Origin of the sequence: Shewanella sp. Arc9-LZ, assembly GCF_010092445.1 — a bacterium.
Classification (GTDB): Bacteria; Pseudomonadota; Gammaproteobacteria; order Enterobacterales; family Shewanellaceae; genus Shewanella.
In genome coordinates this window covers 2,548,837-2,566,212 of sequence record NZ_CP048031.1, presented here as the reverse complement: position 1 = coordinate 2,566,212, position 17,376 = coordinate 2,548,837, and the positions used below count along the sequence as shown (strand labels likewise).

Annotated in this window: 9 protein-coding genes; 5 read left to right on the top strand and 4 right to left on the bottom strand. The window is 41.1% G+C overall.

The window, feature by feature from the left end; all coding sequences use genetic code 11:
* Positions 1-415: 415 nt before the first annotated feature.
* Positions 416-3,400 carry a TonB-dependent receptor gene (locus GUY17_RS11015; RefSeq protein WP_162023182.1) on the bottom strand — a complete coding sequence of 995 codons (2,985 nt, stop codon included), beginning with the start codon at positions 3,398-3,400 and terminating at the stop codon, positions 416-418.
* A 270-nt stretch (positions 3,401-3,670) separates the two neighbouring features.
* Between GUY17_RS11015 and GUY17_RS21300 the strand changes: the two genes are divergently transcribed.
* A complete protein-coding gene (locus GUY17_RS21300) occupies positions 3,671-3,799 on the top strand; it encodes a hypothetical protein (protein WP_302476608.1) in 129 nt (42 codons plus the stop codon).
* A gap of 251 nt (positions 3,800-4,050) precedes the next feature.
* On the opposite strand, the gene GUY17_RS11010 is transcribed toward GUY17_RS21300, so the two are convergent.
* Complete coding sequence (locus tag GUY17_RS11010; protein ID WP_162023181.1) at positions 4,051-6,291, bottom strand: peptidase U32 family protein; 2,241 nt, start codon at positions 6,289-6,291, stop codon at positions 4,051-4,053.
* 291 nt (positions 6,292-6,582) lie between these two features.
* Entirely contained in the window at positions 6,583-8,184 is a 1,602-nt protein-coding gene (locus tag GUY17_RS11005; RefSeq protein WP_101087233.1) for an ABC-F family ATPase, read from the bottom strand.
* 303 nt (positions 8,185-8,487) lie between these two features.
* On the opposite strand from GUY17_RS11005, the gene GUY17_RS11000 reads away from it, so the two are divergent.
* From GUY17_RS11000 to GUY17_RS10985, 4 genes are all read left to right on the top strand, one after another.
* Entirely contained in the window at positions 8,488-9,630 is a 1,143-nt protein-coding gene (locus tag GUY17_RS11000; RefSeq protein ID WP_162023180.1) for a PcfJ domain-containing protein, read from the top strand.
* Between the two features lie 255 nt (positions 9,631-9,885).
* On the top strand, positions 9,886-10,662 hold the full coding sequence (locus GUY17_RS10995) for a hypothetical protein (protein ID WP_162023179.1): 777 nt from the start codon (positions 9,886-9,888) through the stop codon (positions 10,660-10,662).
* Positions 10,663-11,218: 556 nt separating this feature from the next.
* Positions 11,219-13,936, top strand: a complete 2,718-nt coding sequence (locus GUY17_RS10990) for an EAL domain-containing protein (protein ID WP_162023178.1) — start codon at positions 11,219-11,221, stop codon at positions 13,934-13,936.
* Positions 13,937-14,517: 581 nt separating this feature from the next.
* Complete coding sequence (locus GUY17_RS10985; protein ID WP_162023177.1) at positions 14,518-15,420, top strand: homocysteine S-methyltransferase family protein; 903 nt, start codon at positions 14,518-14,520, stop codon at positions 15,418-15,420.
* Between the two features lie 537 nt (positions 15,421-15,957).
* Here GUY17_RS10985 and eat read toward each other — a convergent pair.
* Positions 15,958-17,361, bottom strand: a complete 1,404-nt coding sequence (gene eat / locus GUY17_RS10980; RefSeq protein WP_101087155.1) for an ethanolamine permease — start codon at positions 17,359-17,361, stop codon at positions 15,958-15,960.
* Between the last annotated feature and the right edge of the window lie 15 nt (positions 17,362-17,376).

Sequence of the window (17,376 nt, the reverse complement as noted above, 5' to 3'; positions counted from 1 at the left end):
TATTTATCATTTAATATTGCCGGACTGAAAATATCGGTAACAATGACGCTTACTCTTGCTTGAATTGGTTATCAGGTGGTATTACAAAATTGTAAGTAATACTAAGATTTTTGTCAACCAATTATCTTGCCAATGTTATACCAAAAATGTGATTGGTAAGGATGGCGTTGTTGGTTGTTAACTAAAACTAGAATTAATGATGGTGTGGTAGCAAGGTATCGCTATTTGTAATTCGACATTTATATCAACTAATAAATCGTTTATATGACCCTGCACATACATACCGCGTTAAGCCGCTGCTAGTGTCAGGTCCATTTAACGCTCTAATATCGTTTGTAGTGACGGTCAATAATATTGTTGTCGTTAATGGTAGAGCCTATCAATTTGATAGGCTCTACTTTAAGACATCAGTTGATTAAAACTTAGCTCGAACACCAAGAGTGTAGCGACGGTCTGCTTCACTGTAAGCCCAGATAGAATCTAGCTCAGTAGTATAAACAATTGGTTCACCCGTTAGGTTTACCGCATTGGCTACAACAGTGAAGTTTTCGTTGATATCCCAGCTAACTGAAAAATCAAGTTGGCCTCTATCTTCTCGGTAGCTGTTACCCACGGTAGGGTCGTAGTTGTCAGCAGAAGGGTCATTCTGGTTGAAAACGTTATAACCTAAAGCGCCAACAGTTTGTACACGCTTGGTGCTTTGGTCGTCTAAATAACGGTCACGCCAGTTGTAGGCTAAACGTAACTGAACTTCTTCACCTTCCCAGTAAACTTGAGTGTTAGCGGTGTGCTTAGAAATATTCAGTAATGGATTGCCATCGGGTTGCTCACTATCTGCATAGGTATAGTTTGCGTTAACACCTAAACCTGCCCAAATGCCGGGTAAAAAGCTGAACTGTTGCTGGTAACCTAATTCCAAACCTCTGACTTCACCGCTACCACCATTCACATCAGTGTCGATGACGATACCCGTTTGACCTGCGGCTTTTTGAGCATCAACATATGCTAAACCTTGGTCTTGAGTCGCATTAACAATGTCACCTTGGCTTTGACCCGCGGTGTTAAGTAAACAAATATTATTCCACTGGGTGGTATTTTGTCCGCTTATCGTGCTTGAGTCAGCTAAACAGCTGCTGTCGGTTTGGGTGAACGAGTTAACGTCTTTATAGAAAATTGCTGCAGAAAGTAAACCACCATCGCCGAAGTAATGCTCTACAGAAAGGTCATATTGAGTAACACGATACGGTTCTAACTGGTACGAACCTTGAGTACCGGTAACTAAAGAGTTATCGATTGATAATGCAGGACTTAATTCATCAAAATCAGCACGGCGCATCACTTTAGCAGCCGCAAAACGCATTAAGGTTTCTTCTGATAAAGTATAAGTGACATTCAAGCTAGGTAAAAAGTCTGAATAATCGTTACTACCAGTATTGAGGATTTTGTTACCGTTACTGTCTACAGAATCGACAATGCTTGATTCTAATTCTGTTTGAATATAACGCCCACCAACCACTGCAGTAATGTCATCAAAATCTAAATGAAACTGTGCATAGATAGCACGAGTCTTTTCGTTGATGAACTTATATGCGCCAGTGTCTTCAACTATGTTGTCAGCTAAAGTACCGTTCATTGCATAAGTGGTACCTGCTAGCATTTGCTGAGCTAACAAATAGGTTGCTTGAGCATCTTGCAGCTTTTCAGCGTCATACACGTTGTATGTTAATAAGTCGTTTTGACCCGCAATACCGGTTTGGTCGAACGAGTTACTGGCGTTTATTGTTTTAAAGCTATCGCTGATAATTGGGTTATCAATCCAGGTTGGGCTGTATAAACCGTCTGCGTTTTTAGCTTTTTTATAAGCATCTTTAAGCGTGGTTCCGTTAGGTGCTAAGTCAAAGCGATTTGAACTGTAATCTCTATCCGTAAAACGAACGCCCGTTTTTATTGCAGAGATAAAATCTACACCTACATCATGGATTTTAAAGTCAAAGCGTAATGCTTGTTCTTCGTTATCTGTGTCTAATGTTTTGTGGTAAAACTCACGGAATACCAAGTTGTCTGGATTAGTTAACATACCTGTGTCTTCAAAGACATAAGATGGAATGCCACTACCATTAGTCATGCTTGCTGTGCTGGTATGTGTGACTAAATCAAGGGTAGGGTCTGTGCGTTCAATTGGACGTAAGTTAAATTCAGAAGCTGTTTGACGTTCTTCTGATTTCGAAATTGAATATTCGCCTGAGATTTCGATGTTATCAGTAATATTCCACTCACCACCAATAGCATGAGAAGTTGTTTCTGATGTTGTAAAGTCACTCCAGGTTTTAGGAATAACCAATACGCCACTTAGGTCGTAATTTTGCAGTTGTCCATTACCATCGTAGTAGGAATCACTTCTTGGCACCACGGTACCACCAACATCGAGAATTGAATAAGCCGCTTGGCCGCCATCCAGTTTTGTCGAGTTCATGTCAACGTAGAAATTAAGCTCTTCGCTGGTTGGCGCCCACTGTAGTGATAAACCAAATGCTGTACGTTCACGTTGTTCTGTTTTTTGTTCTACTGTACTTTCTGTTCTACGAAGGTATTTGCCGTTAGGGCCACCAGATACATCAACAGTGCCATCACCGTCTAAATCGATATCGTCTTGTAAATCGACCTTGTTAAAATACTCGTCACGACGTAATTCACGGTCTTGGTACGATACGTTAGCTGCAGCACCGAAGGTACCGGCATCACCTAAATCCCAGCTATTACCGACAGCGGCGGTAAAGTTAGGTGCAACATTTTCAGTTTTGTCTGCGTATTCACCGTCGAGGGTAATCGCAATTAGCGGCTCACTAAGTTCTAATGGGCGTACTGTCTGCATGTTAACTGTGCCACCTAAAGCACCTTCAATCATTTCAGGTGTTGGAGATTTAATCACTTCAACTGTTTTTAAGAAACTAGCAGGGAAGTCATCTAAACTAATACCGCCACGTCCTGGGCCTGCTGTTGAGCGGCCATTGAGCAGAATAAGGTTTTCTGATACACCACGGATAGTGACAGATTCACCGACACCAAAATCAGATTCAATAGAAACACCTGTTATGCGTTGCAATGCTTCGGCAATGTTGTTGTCAGGTAATTTACCAATATCTTCAGCAACGATAACATCGACAATACGTTCGTCAGTACGTTTAAGTAAGTTAGCGGCTTTTAAGCTGCCAAATATACCTCGAACGGCTATAACTTCAATTTCACTTGTATTAACTTTTTCCGCTTCAGTTTGTGCTACAGGTTCTGCTGCAAATGCTGGCATCGTTAACATGGCTGTTAAAGTCGCGCCAAAAATGGTTATATTGTTGGCTTTGTTTTTTGCGCCACTGAACATGGCGCTTATTTTATTCAACTTCATAATTCCCCCCAAAGAAATTGTTTGATTTGGTATTACCAATGTTGTTGTTTTAATCAACAGATACATTTATATAACACGTTACCAACAATTGCAATTGATCATTACCAAATTATTTTATTTGTCTTACCAAAACTAATCGAACTAAACTTTATGTTGATGAGAATTACTTGTCAGTCATTATTCTACAATGCAGTCATACTCTGGCTTGTGACTATCGCGTTTAAAACAGAGATTCTTCACTTGATGCGGTCGATATAAGGCTTATATGCGATGAATACTGGTTTTACAGAGTCAGATTTAGAGATGGATATTGGTAAGGTAGGTTTGGGTATTGGTATTACAAGTGGTCGGTGGTTGTTGTCGTTGCTGTGGTTAACACATCAAAGTAGCCACTTTTAGGAGGTTGCTAAAGGTTTTTCGCGAGATAGCTTGCCAATATGTTAGCTTGAAATTAATGTCGATAAAAAGTGTTTCTGTCGGAATTAACCGTGGATCACTTCAGAAACAACAAGGGTCGCACTAATGCGACCCTTGTTGTTTCTATGATGGACAATCAATACAGAGTATCTATATTCTCATCTCTATCCCGAGTTGAGGTTAAAGAGTTAACCATTTACATGCTCTATTGATTGAGTCATTAACAAATTTTATTACAAACCTTGCTGATACTGGGCGTTAGTAGAAATGGTCACAAGTTGATTTAGCTCTACTTTAGATTCGGTGACGCCTTTAAGGACGTTTTCGAAGTGGGCAACCAGCTGAGTTTTATCGATTTCCGCTTTTGAGCCAGATCCTATGTTGGTGAGGTCGATAAAGAACTCATCAAATAAGTGTGATAGATCTTCAACGGCTTCGATGTTTAAAAACTGCTCGTGGTTATAGATACTCGGGTAACCACCTTTTTGTTTGTCTACTGCAAACGAAATACCTTTCACATTAGTGATGGTAGTGGCTTTTTCACACTTGAGCATGCAACCGTCTTCAATGCTGGGTTTATTACAGCCTACCGTTTGTTGGAAAAAGCATTGTCTGCTGGTCATCATCAAAATAGGGTGATAGATGCTGTAAAGCAGTTTGAAGTTTTCTGGTCTGGCGATGTTTTTAATTTGGTTACGATTTATCTCGTTCGAAATAAACGCACCAGCACAATTCAATTGCTCTTGTAATGTTAACAAGGCATAAGAGTTAGTGGTGTTTAAAAACGGCCCCGCAATCCACTCGATGTCCATTTCATAGGCTTTAAACGCAACGCCAGTGTTATTTGTGACAATACGCTTAGGCTTTACTACTTCTAACACTCTTACCGCTTCGATGTAATCTTTGCCGATAAGCACAGCCGGAAACCACGGAATTAACCTTGGGTTACGTAAAAAGATATCGATGTACTTGTTGTCGTTTTTCTTAAAGCTTTCTGGCAGCTTAAAGTAAATATCGGCATCGGTAACATCACACAAATTAACATCTTTTTCATCACTAATAAGCAAAGACAATGTCGGTGTGTCGGTCACTTTAGGATGTTTAGGTAACTTGGGTAAGGTTACTGCGCCTATGTATTCTCTTTGTGTTAGCTGTAATAACAGCTGGTTTTTAAGCTGAGTTAACTGGCTAAACGGCAGGCTTAAATCAGTCTGCAAGCCGTCATAATTAAATGCCTGTAATAAGTAACCGCTGCCTTTTAAGCTTTTAAAGCGTTTTTCAATTGCGGCTTCATCAACCCGTGATTCTGTTGCTTGGGTTAGAGAGATAGATGATTCAATCACAAAGTGTTGATCTGGCGTGGTCACAGTGATCGACAATGGTTGATTGACTTGACCAGAAAATGCCAGTGCTAGCGTAGGCTTGGCAATGCTCAGGTGATTAATTTTTTCGGCAACCAATTGCACAATGGCGTCTTTTTCTGACGACAGTGTTTGTTGGGCTTCTTGAATTTGAACCACTGATATCGCGTTACTTTTGTCGTTAGCATGTTTAAAGCTGTTATCGCGTGGATTATCGATAAACATGTCTTTGGTGAGGTTACCCTTTAAAAACGAGTTGGTAAAATCACGGTTGAACACTTTATGTAAGTTCGAGTCATCGGCTAATAGCTTGCCTGTTTCGATAAATTTGTCGATCTGTTTGCGCCAGCTGTCCACCACGGTATGGACATATTGTGCACCTTTAATACGGCCTTCAATTTTGAGCGAGTCGACGCCGGCATCAACCAATTCTGGTAAATCAAAGTAAGCTGAGTTGTCTTTTAGATTCAGCGGAAACTTGTTACCGGCTGCTGTGACTTCGTATTCATCACGACATGCCTGGCTGCAGCGGCCACGGTTGCCAGAATTACCAACACTGACTGAACTTGAATAACATTGACCCGAGAAGGCAATACATAATGCGCCGTGAACAAATACTTCGGTAAGCACTTCGTGGTCGTGGGCGAGGGTGGTAAGGCTTTTAATTTCGCCAAGGTTTAGCTCACGAGATAAATTGACACGAGTGGCACCGATTTTGGCTAAGAAGCCAATTTGACCTTCGTTATGAGTTGTCAGCTGGGTAGAAGCGTGAATGGCTAGGCTTGGAAAATGCTTAGTGACTAGATTAAACAAGCCTAAATCCTGGACAATAATGCCGTCGATACCCGTATTCACTAACTGATTGAGCAATTTAACCAATGTCGGAACTTCGTTTTCTAAAATAACGATGTTCATGGTGAGAAACACTTCACACTGATATTGGTGAGCAAGCGCGATAACACCAATTAAGTCATCGAATGACAGGTTGGCCGCTCGGTTACGGGCGTTGAAGGTATCTAGGCCACAATAAACGGCATTTGCACCGGCTATAATCGCAGCTTTGATCGCATCGACATCTCCACCGGGTGCCAATAATTCGATTTTTCTATTCATGATATTTTCGCTATTTTATGTCGTTGGTTATTAATTTTACAGGTCGATTTTACGTGTATCTGCAACGGATTACTATTGATTAGGCTTTTCGAATATAAATAACCTGAACTCGGGATAACAAACGTCGCTCAAACAGCCCTTTGTATTGCTTTGCTAACTGCTTAGCTTTCATCTCTATGATGAATTAAACAAAAAAGGTCTTCGTCATTGCAACATTATGCAACATGAAGACCTTACTTTAACGATGTTATCCGTTAATGGACATTGAGTAATACATGCCCAAAAAAGATGTTAGCCTCTGGCTTCTGCTTCAGCTTGGCTTGCAAGGTATTCATCAAATGTACCTTGGAAGTTTATCAATCTTTTGCCTTTTACATCAATAATGCGTGTTGCCAAAGATGACACAAACTCACGGTCATGGCTGACAAATATCAATGTGCCTTCAAATAATTTCAAGGCTTGGTTTAGCGCTTCAATCGCTTCCATGTCCATGTGGTTGGTTGGCTCGTCCATTACCAGTACGTTAATATCCATCATCATTAACTTACCGAATAACAAGCGGTTTTTCTCACCACCTGAACAGTTGCGGACTTTTTTGTTGGCGTCGTCATCAGAAAATAATAGACGACCTAACATGCCGCGAACCATTAAATCATTGTGCTTTGGTGTGCGCCATAATGACATCCAATCAAATAAAGTCATGTCATTATCAAAATCAGCAGTGCTGTCTTGTGGGCAGTAACCAATTGCAGCATTTTCAGACCATTTAATACGGCCGTGATTGTGTTGTAATTGATTCACTAAGCAGCGTAATAGGGTCGTTTTACCCACACCGTTTTCGCCAATAATCGCCAGTTTAGAACCCGCTTCAAGAATAAGGTCGCCGTGTTCGAATAACACTTCGTCGAATCCGTGAGACAATTCTTCAAGCACAAGTGCTTGGCGATGCAGCTTTTTGCTTTCTGCAAAACGAATTGATGGGGTAATACGGCTAGATGACTTAACATCATCTAACTTAATTTTGTCCATCTTTTTAGCGCGTGAGCTAGCTTGTTTTGCTTTAGATGCGTTAGCACCAAAACGGTTAACGAAGTCTTGCAGCTCGTCAATTTCAGCACTTTTCTTGGCATTGCCCGCTAACAGTTGCTCGCGAATTAAGCCTGATTGAGCTAAGAAATATTCGTAATTACCTGGGTAAACACGTAATTCGCCGTAATCGATATCAGCCATGTGGGTACAAACAGAGTTTAAGAAGTGTCTGTCGTGCGAAATGATGATCATGGTGCATTTACGTTTGTTTAGCTCTGTGGCCAACCAACTAATGGTATGAATATCCAAGTTGTTGGTAGGTTCGTCGAGTAACAAAATGTCTGGGTTAGCGAATAAAGCTTGTGCTAATAGCACGCGCAGTTTCCAACCTGGAGCAACCTGTTGCATTAAACCAAAGTGAAATGATTCTTCAATACCGGCTTCTAGCAGAATTTCACCCGCACGACTTTCAGCTGTGTAGCCGTCCATTTCAGCGAACTGACTTTCTAGGTCGCCTACTCGCATGCCGTCTTCGTCGGTCATTTCTGCTTTGGCGTAAATGCTGTCGCGTTCTTGTTTGACTTTCCACAGTCCGACATCACCCATGATCACTGCGTCGACAACACTATATTGTTCAAACGCGAATTGATCTTGACTAAGCGTACCGACTTTAAAGCCTGGTGTAATCGACACGTTTCCTGATGTTGGAGCCAAAGCACCACTCAAAATTTTCATGAACGTGGATTTACCACAGCCATTTGCGCCGATTAAACCGTAACGGTTACCGTGACCAAATTGAGCCGAGATGTTTTCAAATAATGGCTCAGGGCCAAACTGCATGGTGATATTAGCGGTAGAAATCAAAGCAATGTTCCAACTGTGTACTACTGAATATTTATCAACAATAGGCAAGACAACAGCCACGTGTGAATAAGACAGACATGAGTATATGTAAGTAAATAGGCCGCGGATTATACAGGTTAGTGCTAAGTTGTCGATTTATAATCTGCTTATATAGCAGACAATGGCGTTAACGCTGGGCTAGGAAAGCATTGAACTGAGTAAATTGGCTGATATCTGCGCGGTTGAATCGTTTGCAATAGAAACTGATGCCATATTAGTTTCAATATCAGCTACATTATTGATTTGGTTGTTTTAGGAGTCGACATGACCGCTGCATTAACCATCCCTATCCGTGATTTGGGTTTTGATTATGATGTTGAATTACATGGCTGGCATAATGGCTTAGCTGGTTTTAGAACGTTTAATCATCAATCTAATGAGCAACTTGAAGGCGGGTTAGGGCTAGGACTTGATTTAGTGACTCAAACCGATGTAGGTCAAGCCTGGTTGACGTCTATTCCAGAACATTTATTGAAGATAACCGCGCCCTTTGCTGAGCATCAATACCAAATGCTGTGGTTGGCTGCTAATTGTGAACCCGCATTACAAATATTACTCAGCAGACCGGTGCTGTTATTGCTTATTTGCGAGCAATGCAGTGTCGATAACCAACAAGCGTTGGCATTTTGCTTACTTGGACAGCGCCAAATTCTATCGGCATTAGGCTATCACAGCAGTAAAGCAGCGCTTAAGTTTATTGATAAGTTAACCTTAACCTATCAACGAGAAGCCGATTTACTGCATGTTAAACGTCAGTTAGATGTCCGTTTTTGTCACTTTAGTCGGTTTAAACATTATCAACAGATTAACTTAAATGCTTTGAGTGTTGATCACATGTACCCATTTTTTACTGGCACTCCGCTCGGGCTCGATTTGGCGTTTAATCAGCAACAAGGTCGCAGCCAATTAATGGCGTACCTTAATGACACGTTACATATGGGAATGACATTAGGGATTTTCGATCCGCTGCAACGGGTTAGTCAATTGTCGTCGATTAGTGATTTACGCCAGTTACATGATCGCTGGGTGATTGAACGCAATGAAATGGAGCTTGTTAAAACTCGCCCGCAAAATGCTGATTTCGCCTATCCTCAATTGCTTACAGCCAATGGCCAAATTAAGGCTATTAGCCGTTATGATGAGCTCGTCGCAGAAGGTCGCGAACAAGGTCACTGTATTGCTATTTATCATCAAAGCATTGCCAACGGACATTATTGTGCGTTTAAAATGGCTAAGCCTGAGCGAATGACTATTGGCATCAAAATCACTAAAACCCAGCCGCTGATGTGCGAAATCGACCAGATTAGAGGTGCGTCTAATTCAATGCCATCGGAGCAAACACGCGAGATTGTTTATCAGTGGTTTGAGCAAACTAAAGCACAATTAAAGCAACGCAAAGCTGGATAACGTGAGCGTTACTTTATACTAGCTTTGATGCTGTGGTTGTTTGTGCGGTGTCATCAGCTGAAACGCAACTAACATTAACGCAACTAACGCTAACGCCACTAACTTTAACGCGACTAGCATTAACGCCACTAACATCGATACAGCTGTGAATAATGTGTGGCGTTAATACTAACCGCAGATGTATTTATAATAATCACTTACTCGCGACTAAAACTTCGCTTGTTTAAGAACTCACTATCGCAATAGGAAACCGTAATGGTTCAACAAACGCATATAAACGACATTGCCAAACATCTCTTTTCACAGAGGCATTGTGTTAATCCTGAGTCAAATTTACTATCTGAACAGCATATAGACAGTATTGAAACGGCACTTGAAATCCAAGTTGCGATGATTGCCTTGAATCAACATAATGTTACTGGTTGGAAATGTTTAACGCCGCGAGACAATGGCGATTTGATTGTTGCACCTATTTTGGCGGATGCCATTGTTAATCAACATGATTGCGCCATTTTATCATCGGCGCAGCTAGCCCTGATTGAGCCTGAAATCGCTTTTGTTGTTGGTCAAACCTTTGAGGCTCATCGTCATTACTCTGAAGCCGAAATTAATCAGCAAATTAGCGCTACTCATATGGCATTGGAGTTAATTCAACAACGATTTAGCCGAGATTATCCAGCCACATTTGTTGAAAAATTGGCTGACGGACTCAGTAACCAGGGGTTGTATTTAGGCCCTGAAATTGACAAAGCTAAGGCATTAATGGCTAGCAAAATTCAAATATTGGTCACTCAACAACACACTACCAATACCTATGACGGATGTCATCCGTGCCATTTACCTGCATCACCTTTGTACTGGTTAGTGAACTTTTTAACCGCTCGCGGCATTGTGATTACTGCCGGGCAGGCTATTATTACTGGTTCATATTGCGGTGTGCTTAAAGTCGACATGGATAAACCACTGCAGATTGAATATCAAGGATTAGGCAAGATGTCGTTGTCGTTTAGTGAGTTAAGCTTGAGTCAATAATCGACTGTGCTGTTATTACTTAGCGATAACGGGTAAACCTCAAGGCAAAACACTAATAGCAGTCCTAAACGACGACTGCATGGATGCAGGAGATAGAGTAACGCAGGAGCAGTTACCGACGACTGCATGGATGCAGGAGATAGAGTAACGCAGGAGCAGTTACCGACGACGCAGTTTGTCTATCGCAAGTATCACACCGATAACAGTACAACGAATGGTTGGCTGACCGTTTACACTCCCTAGCGGGGCTTACAAAGCCTGCTTTAGTACCTGATCGCAAACATGCAGTTTACTAAAGATTATTGAATAAAATACTCATTAAAGTTTGTATATTGATAATCTTTTTTGTATAAATAGATTCATTAAACTGATTAGAAATGTTGATTAAAAACTCGCGTTATTTATAGCTAAGTGATTGAAAAAATTTATTTAATGCTTAAGTCTGCTAGTTATTATTTTAAATATGGTACGATCCTCTAAGCAGTTCATTAATTCATTACATTTTACCGGTGTTAGTTTTAGCATTGGCTATATAAGCACCAGGAATAAAATAATAATGCCAAATAAACCCTATGTGTATGCAAACGTCTTTTTTTGTATATTGTTATTGCTGTCATTCGCTAACTTTACACGTGCTGATGTTGTCGAGATGACCGCTGTTAGGCCAATAACCCTTAATGAACATGAGCAACAATGGCTGAGCGAACATCAACCAATCCGTGTGGGTGTGGATGGTTATTTCCCTCCTTATACTTATATCAATGAAAACGATCAAATTGTTGGAATGGCAGTTGATACTTTGTTGTTGATTGGGCAAAAGTTAGGCATAGAGTTTGTCATAAATGATGAACATCGCTGGCCAGATATCGTCAAAAATCTGCAGCAAAAAGAGATTGATATGGTGTTAACCATGGTCAACACTCCTGAGCGCGAAAACCAATTTTTGTTCACTAGTCCAATTGTTTATAAATCGCTGGTGATTATTGGTAAAAAAAATAACCATCAAATTCATAACCGCAGTGATATTGCTAATAAAACCATTGCGATAGTGAAGGATTATCAATATTCCGATAAACTTATTAAAGAGTTTCCCAGCGTAACGCCATTTGTGGTTGATAACATGCGTGAAGCAATGGAAGCTGTGCAGGCTAATCAAGCCGATGCTGCAATCACCTTTTTTGCTGCAGCAAATTATTACCAGTTAAAGTACTCATTTTCTGATTTGAAATTCTTCGCTTTTTACGAAAAAAACAATGCTAATGAATCCATTGCAGTCAGACAAGACTTTCCTATTTTAGCCAGTATTATGCAGAAAGGGTTGAGCTCGTTGAGCTCTGCTGAAAAAATTGCCATTAATGAAGCTTGGGGGGCAAACATTACGCTGCCGAAAGATTACCAAGATTTGATTGAGTTTGCGGCGGTGGCAGGTGTATTAATTTTGTTGCTTAGTGTGTGGATTTTGCAAGCTAGACGGAATAATCAAGCCTTAACCATTGCTAATATTAATACTGCAAATGCCAATATGGCATTAAACGAATTAAAAAATAATCTTGAACAAAACGTCTTGGAACGGACGCTTCAGCTTACCATTAGTGAAAATAGATACCGTGGTTTGGTTGAGTCGTTAGAAGATGAATACATTTTTTATCAGCACGATACTGATGGTTTTATACAATATGTCAGCCCTTCTGTGACTCATATTTTAGGGCTCACTATTACTGGATTTGGCGAATATTATTATAAATTGTTAACTGACAATCCGAAAAACCAACTGATCTCAGGATATATCCAGCGCATTATTAACGGAGAGAAATTAGCGCCATTTGAGATAGAAATATTTGATGCGAATGGCGTTATTCATACCTTTGAGGTGCTTGAACGACCTATGTATGATGATGAAGGTGAATGCATTGGTTGCGAAGGTATTGCCCACGATGTGACATCGCGTAAACAGCAACAAGATATGTTGTATCAGCTGTCGCACTATGACGACTTAACGGGCTTAATTAACCGTTATTTTTTTAAGATTTTACTCGACGAGAATATTCAAATATGTCTGCAAAATCAACAGCCGCTGGCATTACTATTTTTAGATCTTACTCGTTTTAAAATTATTAATGATAACTTTGGACATAGTGCTGGCGACTATATTCTACAGCAGGCGGCTACACGCATTAGTACTACGCTAAATGGAACCTTCACAGTGTCACGTTTTGGCGGTGATAAATTTTGTATTGCATTACCCAATAAAGCTGCCGATGAAGCAAATGCCATTGCGACTGAATTAGTTGAAGTGTTTCAACAACATTTTGAGTTTTTAGAACAAACCATTATTTTAGGTTGCCGTGTGGGTATTAGTCTTTTTCCTGAAGATGGCAAAGATGCTGAAGCGATATTGAACCAAGCAGATTCAGCTTTGTATGAAGCGAAAAAAAGACCGTTTGGGGTGGCATTTTGTAACAAACAACAAGCGATACATAATAAACGCCGTCTTATTATCGAGCAGGGGTTACGTAAAGCGTTAGCTGAACCTGTTATTGAACATTATCAATTGTTTGCGGTATATCAGCCTTTAATCCTTTTACCAAGCCAAGGCTTAGGTGGATTTGAAGCGTTGATGCGTTGGGACCATCCAGACTTTGGGCTTATCTCTCCGGCGGAATTTATCCCTATTGCCGAAAATACTGGTTTAATCTTTGAATTAAGTCGTTGGATGCTCAAAACGGTATGCCAACAGTTAGTGAAATGGCATGAGCAAGGTTTTGACTTTAAGAGGGTCTCAGTCAACTTGTCGGCACTGGAACTGATAAATATAAATTTAGCTGACGATTTACTGACTGTTATTACAGATACTGGCGCCGAACCTAAGTGGCTTAAGTTTGAAATCACCGAAACCGCGTTGATGGCCATTCCTGAGCAATCAATTGAGATTTTACAGAAACTGATCGAAGCTGATATTCATGTCGCTATCGACGACTTTGGTACCGGCTATTCGTCACTTGCTTATCTTAAATCACTACCTGCCAACATGTTAAAAATTGATCAGTCATTTATCTCCAATCTGATTCATTCAGCCGAAGATCAAGCTGTGGTAAAAGCGGTGATAAACATGGCTCATTCATTAGGTAAATGCGTCACGGCTGAGGGGGTAGAATTACAAGAACAATTAGATTTTTTGATTGAACATCAATGTGATGTGGCGCAAGGGTATTATTTTTCAAAACCGATGAACATTGATGATGTTTATCATAAATACGCTTTAACAATCGAATAGAGCGCTACTAGTCAGCATTAATATGTATCTCGCTCAGTCGTGCTAATCGACATTAGACTATTGAGCTTTACTAATTTAAACAACGACAAAAATGTCCAAATAAAGACTCATCTTACTGCTAACAATTTCATCATGACAATTCCAACAACCTAAGTGAGTAATGTTATCTGGTTGTACTTCACACTTTATTTGATAGTTTTTACACCTATTTAAATTATCCAATTCTATTCAAGCATCATTCATCTAAGCTGCTGCGGTCATTGATTTGTTATCCTGAGCTCAGGTTAATCAATATTGGACACGATTTAATGGTGTTGTTTAGGTAAGCTAAGCCGTATTTAATATCGATTTAATACCTCGTTTAGGCTTTTAGAATGAGTCGATATCAATAACAAAGTTATTTAATATTTTCGGTATGGTTGATTGCAGTATCCCATTTATACCTTTACACTTTAGCCATCTGGACGTCTGATTTTTTTGGTCGATTTATTCGTGTACTCGACTGTGCCATTGAGATCTATTTCAGCATCACTCGGGATAAAGATTTGTAGAGACATCTTAATATTATGGAGTCATTAATAATGGATAAGCAGGAATTGTGGGTGCTTGATGGCGGAATGGGACGCGAATTGGCAAGCCGAGGTGCTCCATTTCGTCAACCTGAATGGTCCGCTCTGGCTTTAATGGAAGCACCACAAACAGTGGCTCAAGTGCACCGTGCTTATGTCGATAGTGGCGCTCGAGTTATTACAACCAATAGTTATGCCTTGGTGCCGTTTCATATTGGAGCCGAGCGTTTTGCAGCAGAAGGGGAAACATTGGCCGCGCTTGCGAGTAAGTTGGCACGCGATGTGGCCGACGAGCAGGGGAGTTCTGTGTTAGTTGCGGGCTCATTGCCGCCATTGTTTGGCTCATATCGGGCCGATTTGTTCGATGCTGATAAAGTCAGTGAGCTCGCTACTCCGCTGATACGAGCAATGTCACCCAATGTGGATCTGTGGCTGGTCGAAACAGTGAGTCTTATCGCTGAACCGCTTGCGATTAAAAGGTTACTGCCAAATGACGGTAAACCGTTTTGGGTCGCTTTTACGCTTGAGGATGAAATAGTCACAAATGAACCTAGATTACGATCTGGTGAATCCGTCGTGTATGCCATAGAGAGACTGATAGAAGTAGGTGTAGATGCCATTTTGTTTAATTGTTGTCAGCCTGAAGTCATTGAGGCTGCACTAAAGGTAGCCTCTGACTGTCTGGGTAAGCTTGGCCGAAATGACATCCGATTGGGGGCTTATGCGAATGCTTTTCCTCCGCAAGCAAAAGATGCTACGGCCAATGATGGTTTAGATGAGATCCGTAACGATCTTGGGCCACTTGATTATCTAACATGGGCAGAACGCTGGCGTGCCGTGGGGGCATCACTCATTGGCGGTTGTTGTGGGATTGGTCCAGAACATATTGAAGCACTGACCCATCGTCTGCGCTAAGCGTTTGGACGAAAGATAGCAATAATCGGTTTCTGTGCAGGCAAGGAAATGGGTTGATGCCAATAGTGGCATTAATGATTAATGGCTAATGACCAGTGGACAGTGGACAGTGGACAGTGATTATTGATTATTGATTACTGATTACTGATCATGGCTACTTTATGCTGCTGGAGGCGAGTAGTTGTTAGTATTTTTGCTGCTTTATGGAATAGGTTTATGTTGTTTATCTACAGTAGGCGATAGTTTGGGAAGGACGTACGCCTCAGCTGTGCAGTGAGATTTCTTGCTGGCGATACTCTTCTTAGTTTGATTCCAGCGTTGTGGCCGTTCAGTTAATAATAGTGCTAATCTTACAAAATGCTTGTAAATGCACCCTGCATTAATGTGTCTGAACTGACAGCATGGCTAGTGCAAAATTTAACTCGAGATCGTTAGAGTTGATCATTAAATCAATTAATTATATTGGTTAGATGAAGTATACGTTTTTGATATTATGCGATCTGTTATCACAACCAGATCGCATTAAGCGTTGTTTGATTAGTTTTCCATGACTAGTTCTGATTCAGCCGCAGCCAACATCGCAAACTCTTCATCAGCATTTTTTGCTACCAACCTAGTTGAGCTGTAGCCAAAGTAGTATGCAGCGCCAATGACAAATAAACCTATTGTGAATAAGAATGCCCGTGGGTCAAACGCATACACTCCGGTTAATGCTATTAAAGACAGGACTAATGCAATACCTGATGTTACGACACCACCCGGTGTTTTGTATGGACGGACTAATTCAGGCTGTTTTATGCGTAATAATATATGGCTTAATGCCATTAATGCATAAGATACTGTTGCGCCCACAACGGCCATAGCAAGCAATAAATCACCTTCGCCGCTGAGTGATGCAATAAAACCGAATATTGCCGGGACTATTAATGCGCGGGCAGGGACTTTGCGTGAGGTTGTAATTGACAGTGAACGCGGAATATAGCCTGCACGTGACAACGCAAATACCAAACGGCTATAACCATAAATAATTGAGAAAAATGAGGCCACTAGACCTGCTAAACCTAAAATATTTACCATAGTCGCTAAAGTATGATTACCGGTCACATTTAATGCATCAACGAGTGGTACAGCACTTGCGCCCATTGCCGCAGCACCGCCAGCGCCAGGGACTAATACTACAACCAGCAGCGCAGTAAACAATAAAAATATCATTGCACCAATAATACCTTTAGGCACATCTTTGGCCGGATCTTTGGCTTCTTCTGCTGCTAATGGAACACCTTCTACAGCTAAAAATAACCACATGGCAAAGGGCAGAGCAGCCCAAACACCGTACCATCCTAATGGTAAAAACTCACTAGCACCTGCTGCATCAGTAACAGCAACATCATAAAGTCGGGTAGCATCAAAGTTGCCAATCAACACCACTGCAGTGGCAATAATGGCTACAACAGCTAAACCACTGATCACCATCATGACTTTTAGTGCTTCTCCAACACCCGCGAGATGAATACCGACAAAGACGATATAAAACAGTGCATACACCCAAGGGCCGTTAAATCCCAGTAACTCCTGTACCGCAGAGCCAATAAAAATAACAATAGCAGCAGGGGCTAGAGCATACTCGATTAACACCGCCAGTCCGGTTAAATATCCTCCAGCCGGTCCCATTGCTTGGCGAGCAAAGCTATAGCCGCCACCTGCAGCGGGTATTGCTGCTGACATTTCCGCTAAGGACAAGACTAACGCTAAATACATGATTGCCATCAGTACAGCTGCAATGGCAAATCCTCCCCAGCCAGCTTCGGCTATGCCGAAGTTCCAACCTGCGAAATCACCAGAAATAACGTACGACACGCCTAATCCTGCCAATAAAACCCATCCAGCGGTACCGCTTTTAAGTTGCCTTTTGGCAAGATACTCTTTGTTGTTTTCAGACATGATTGTTTCTCCGGT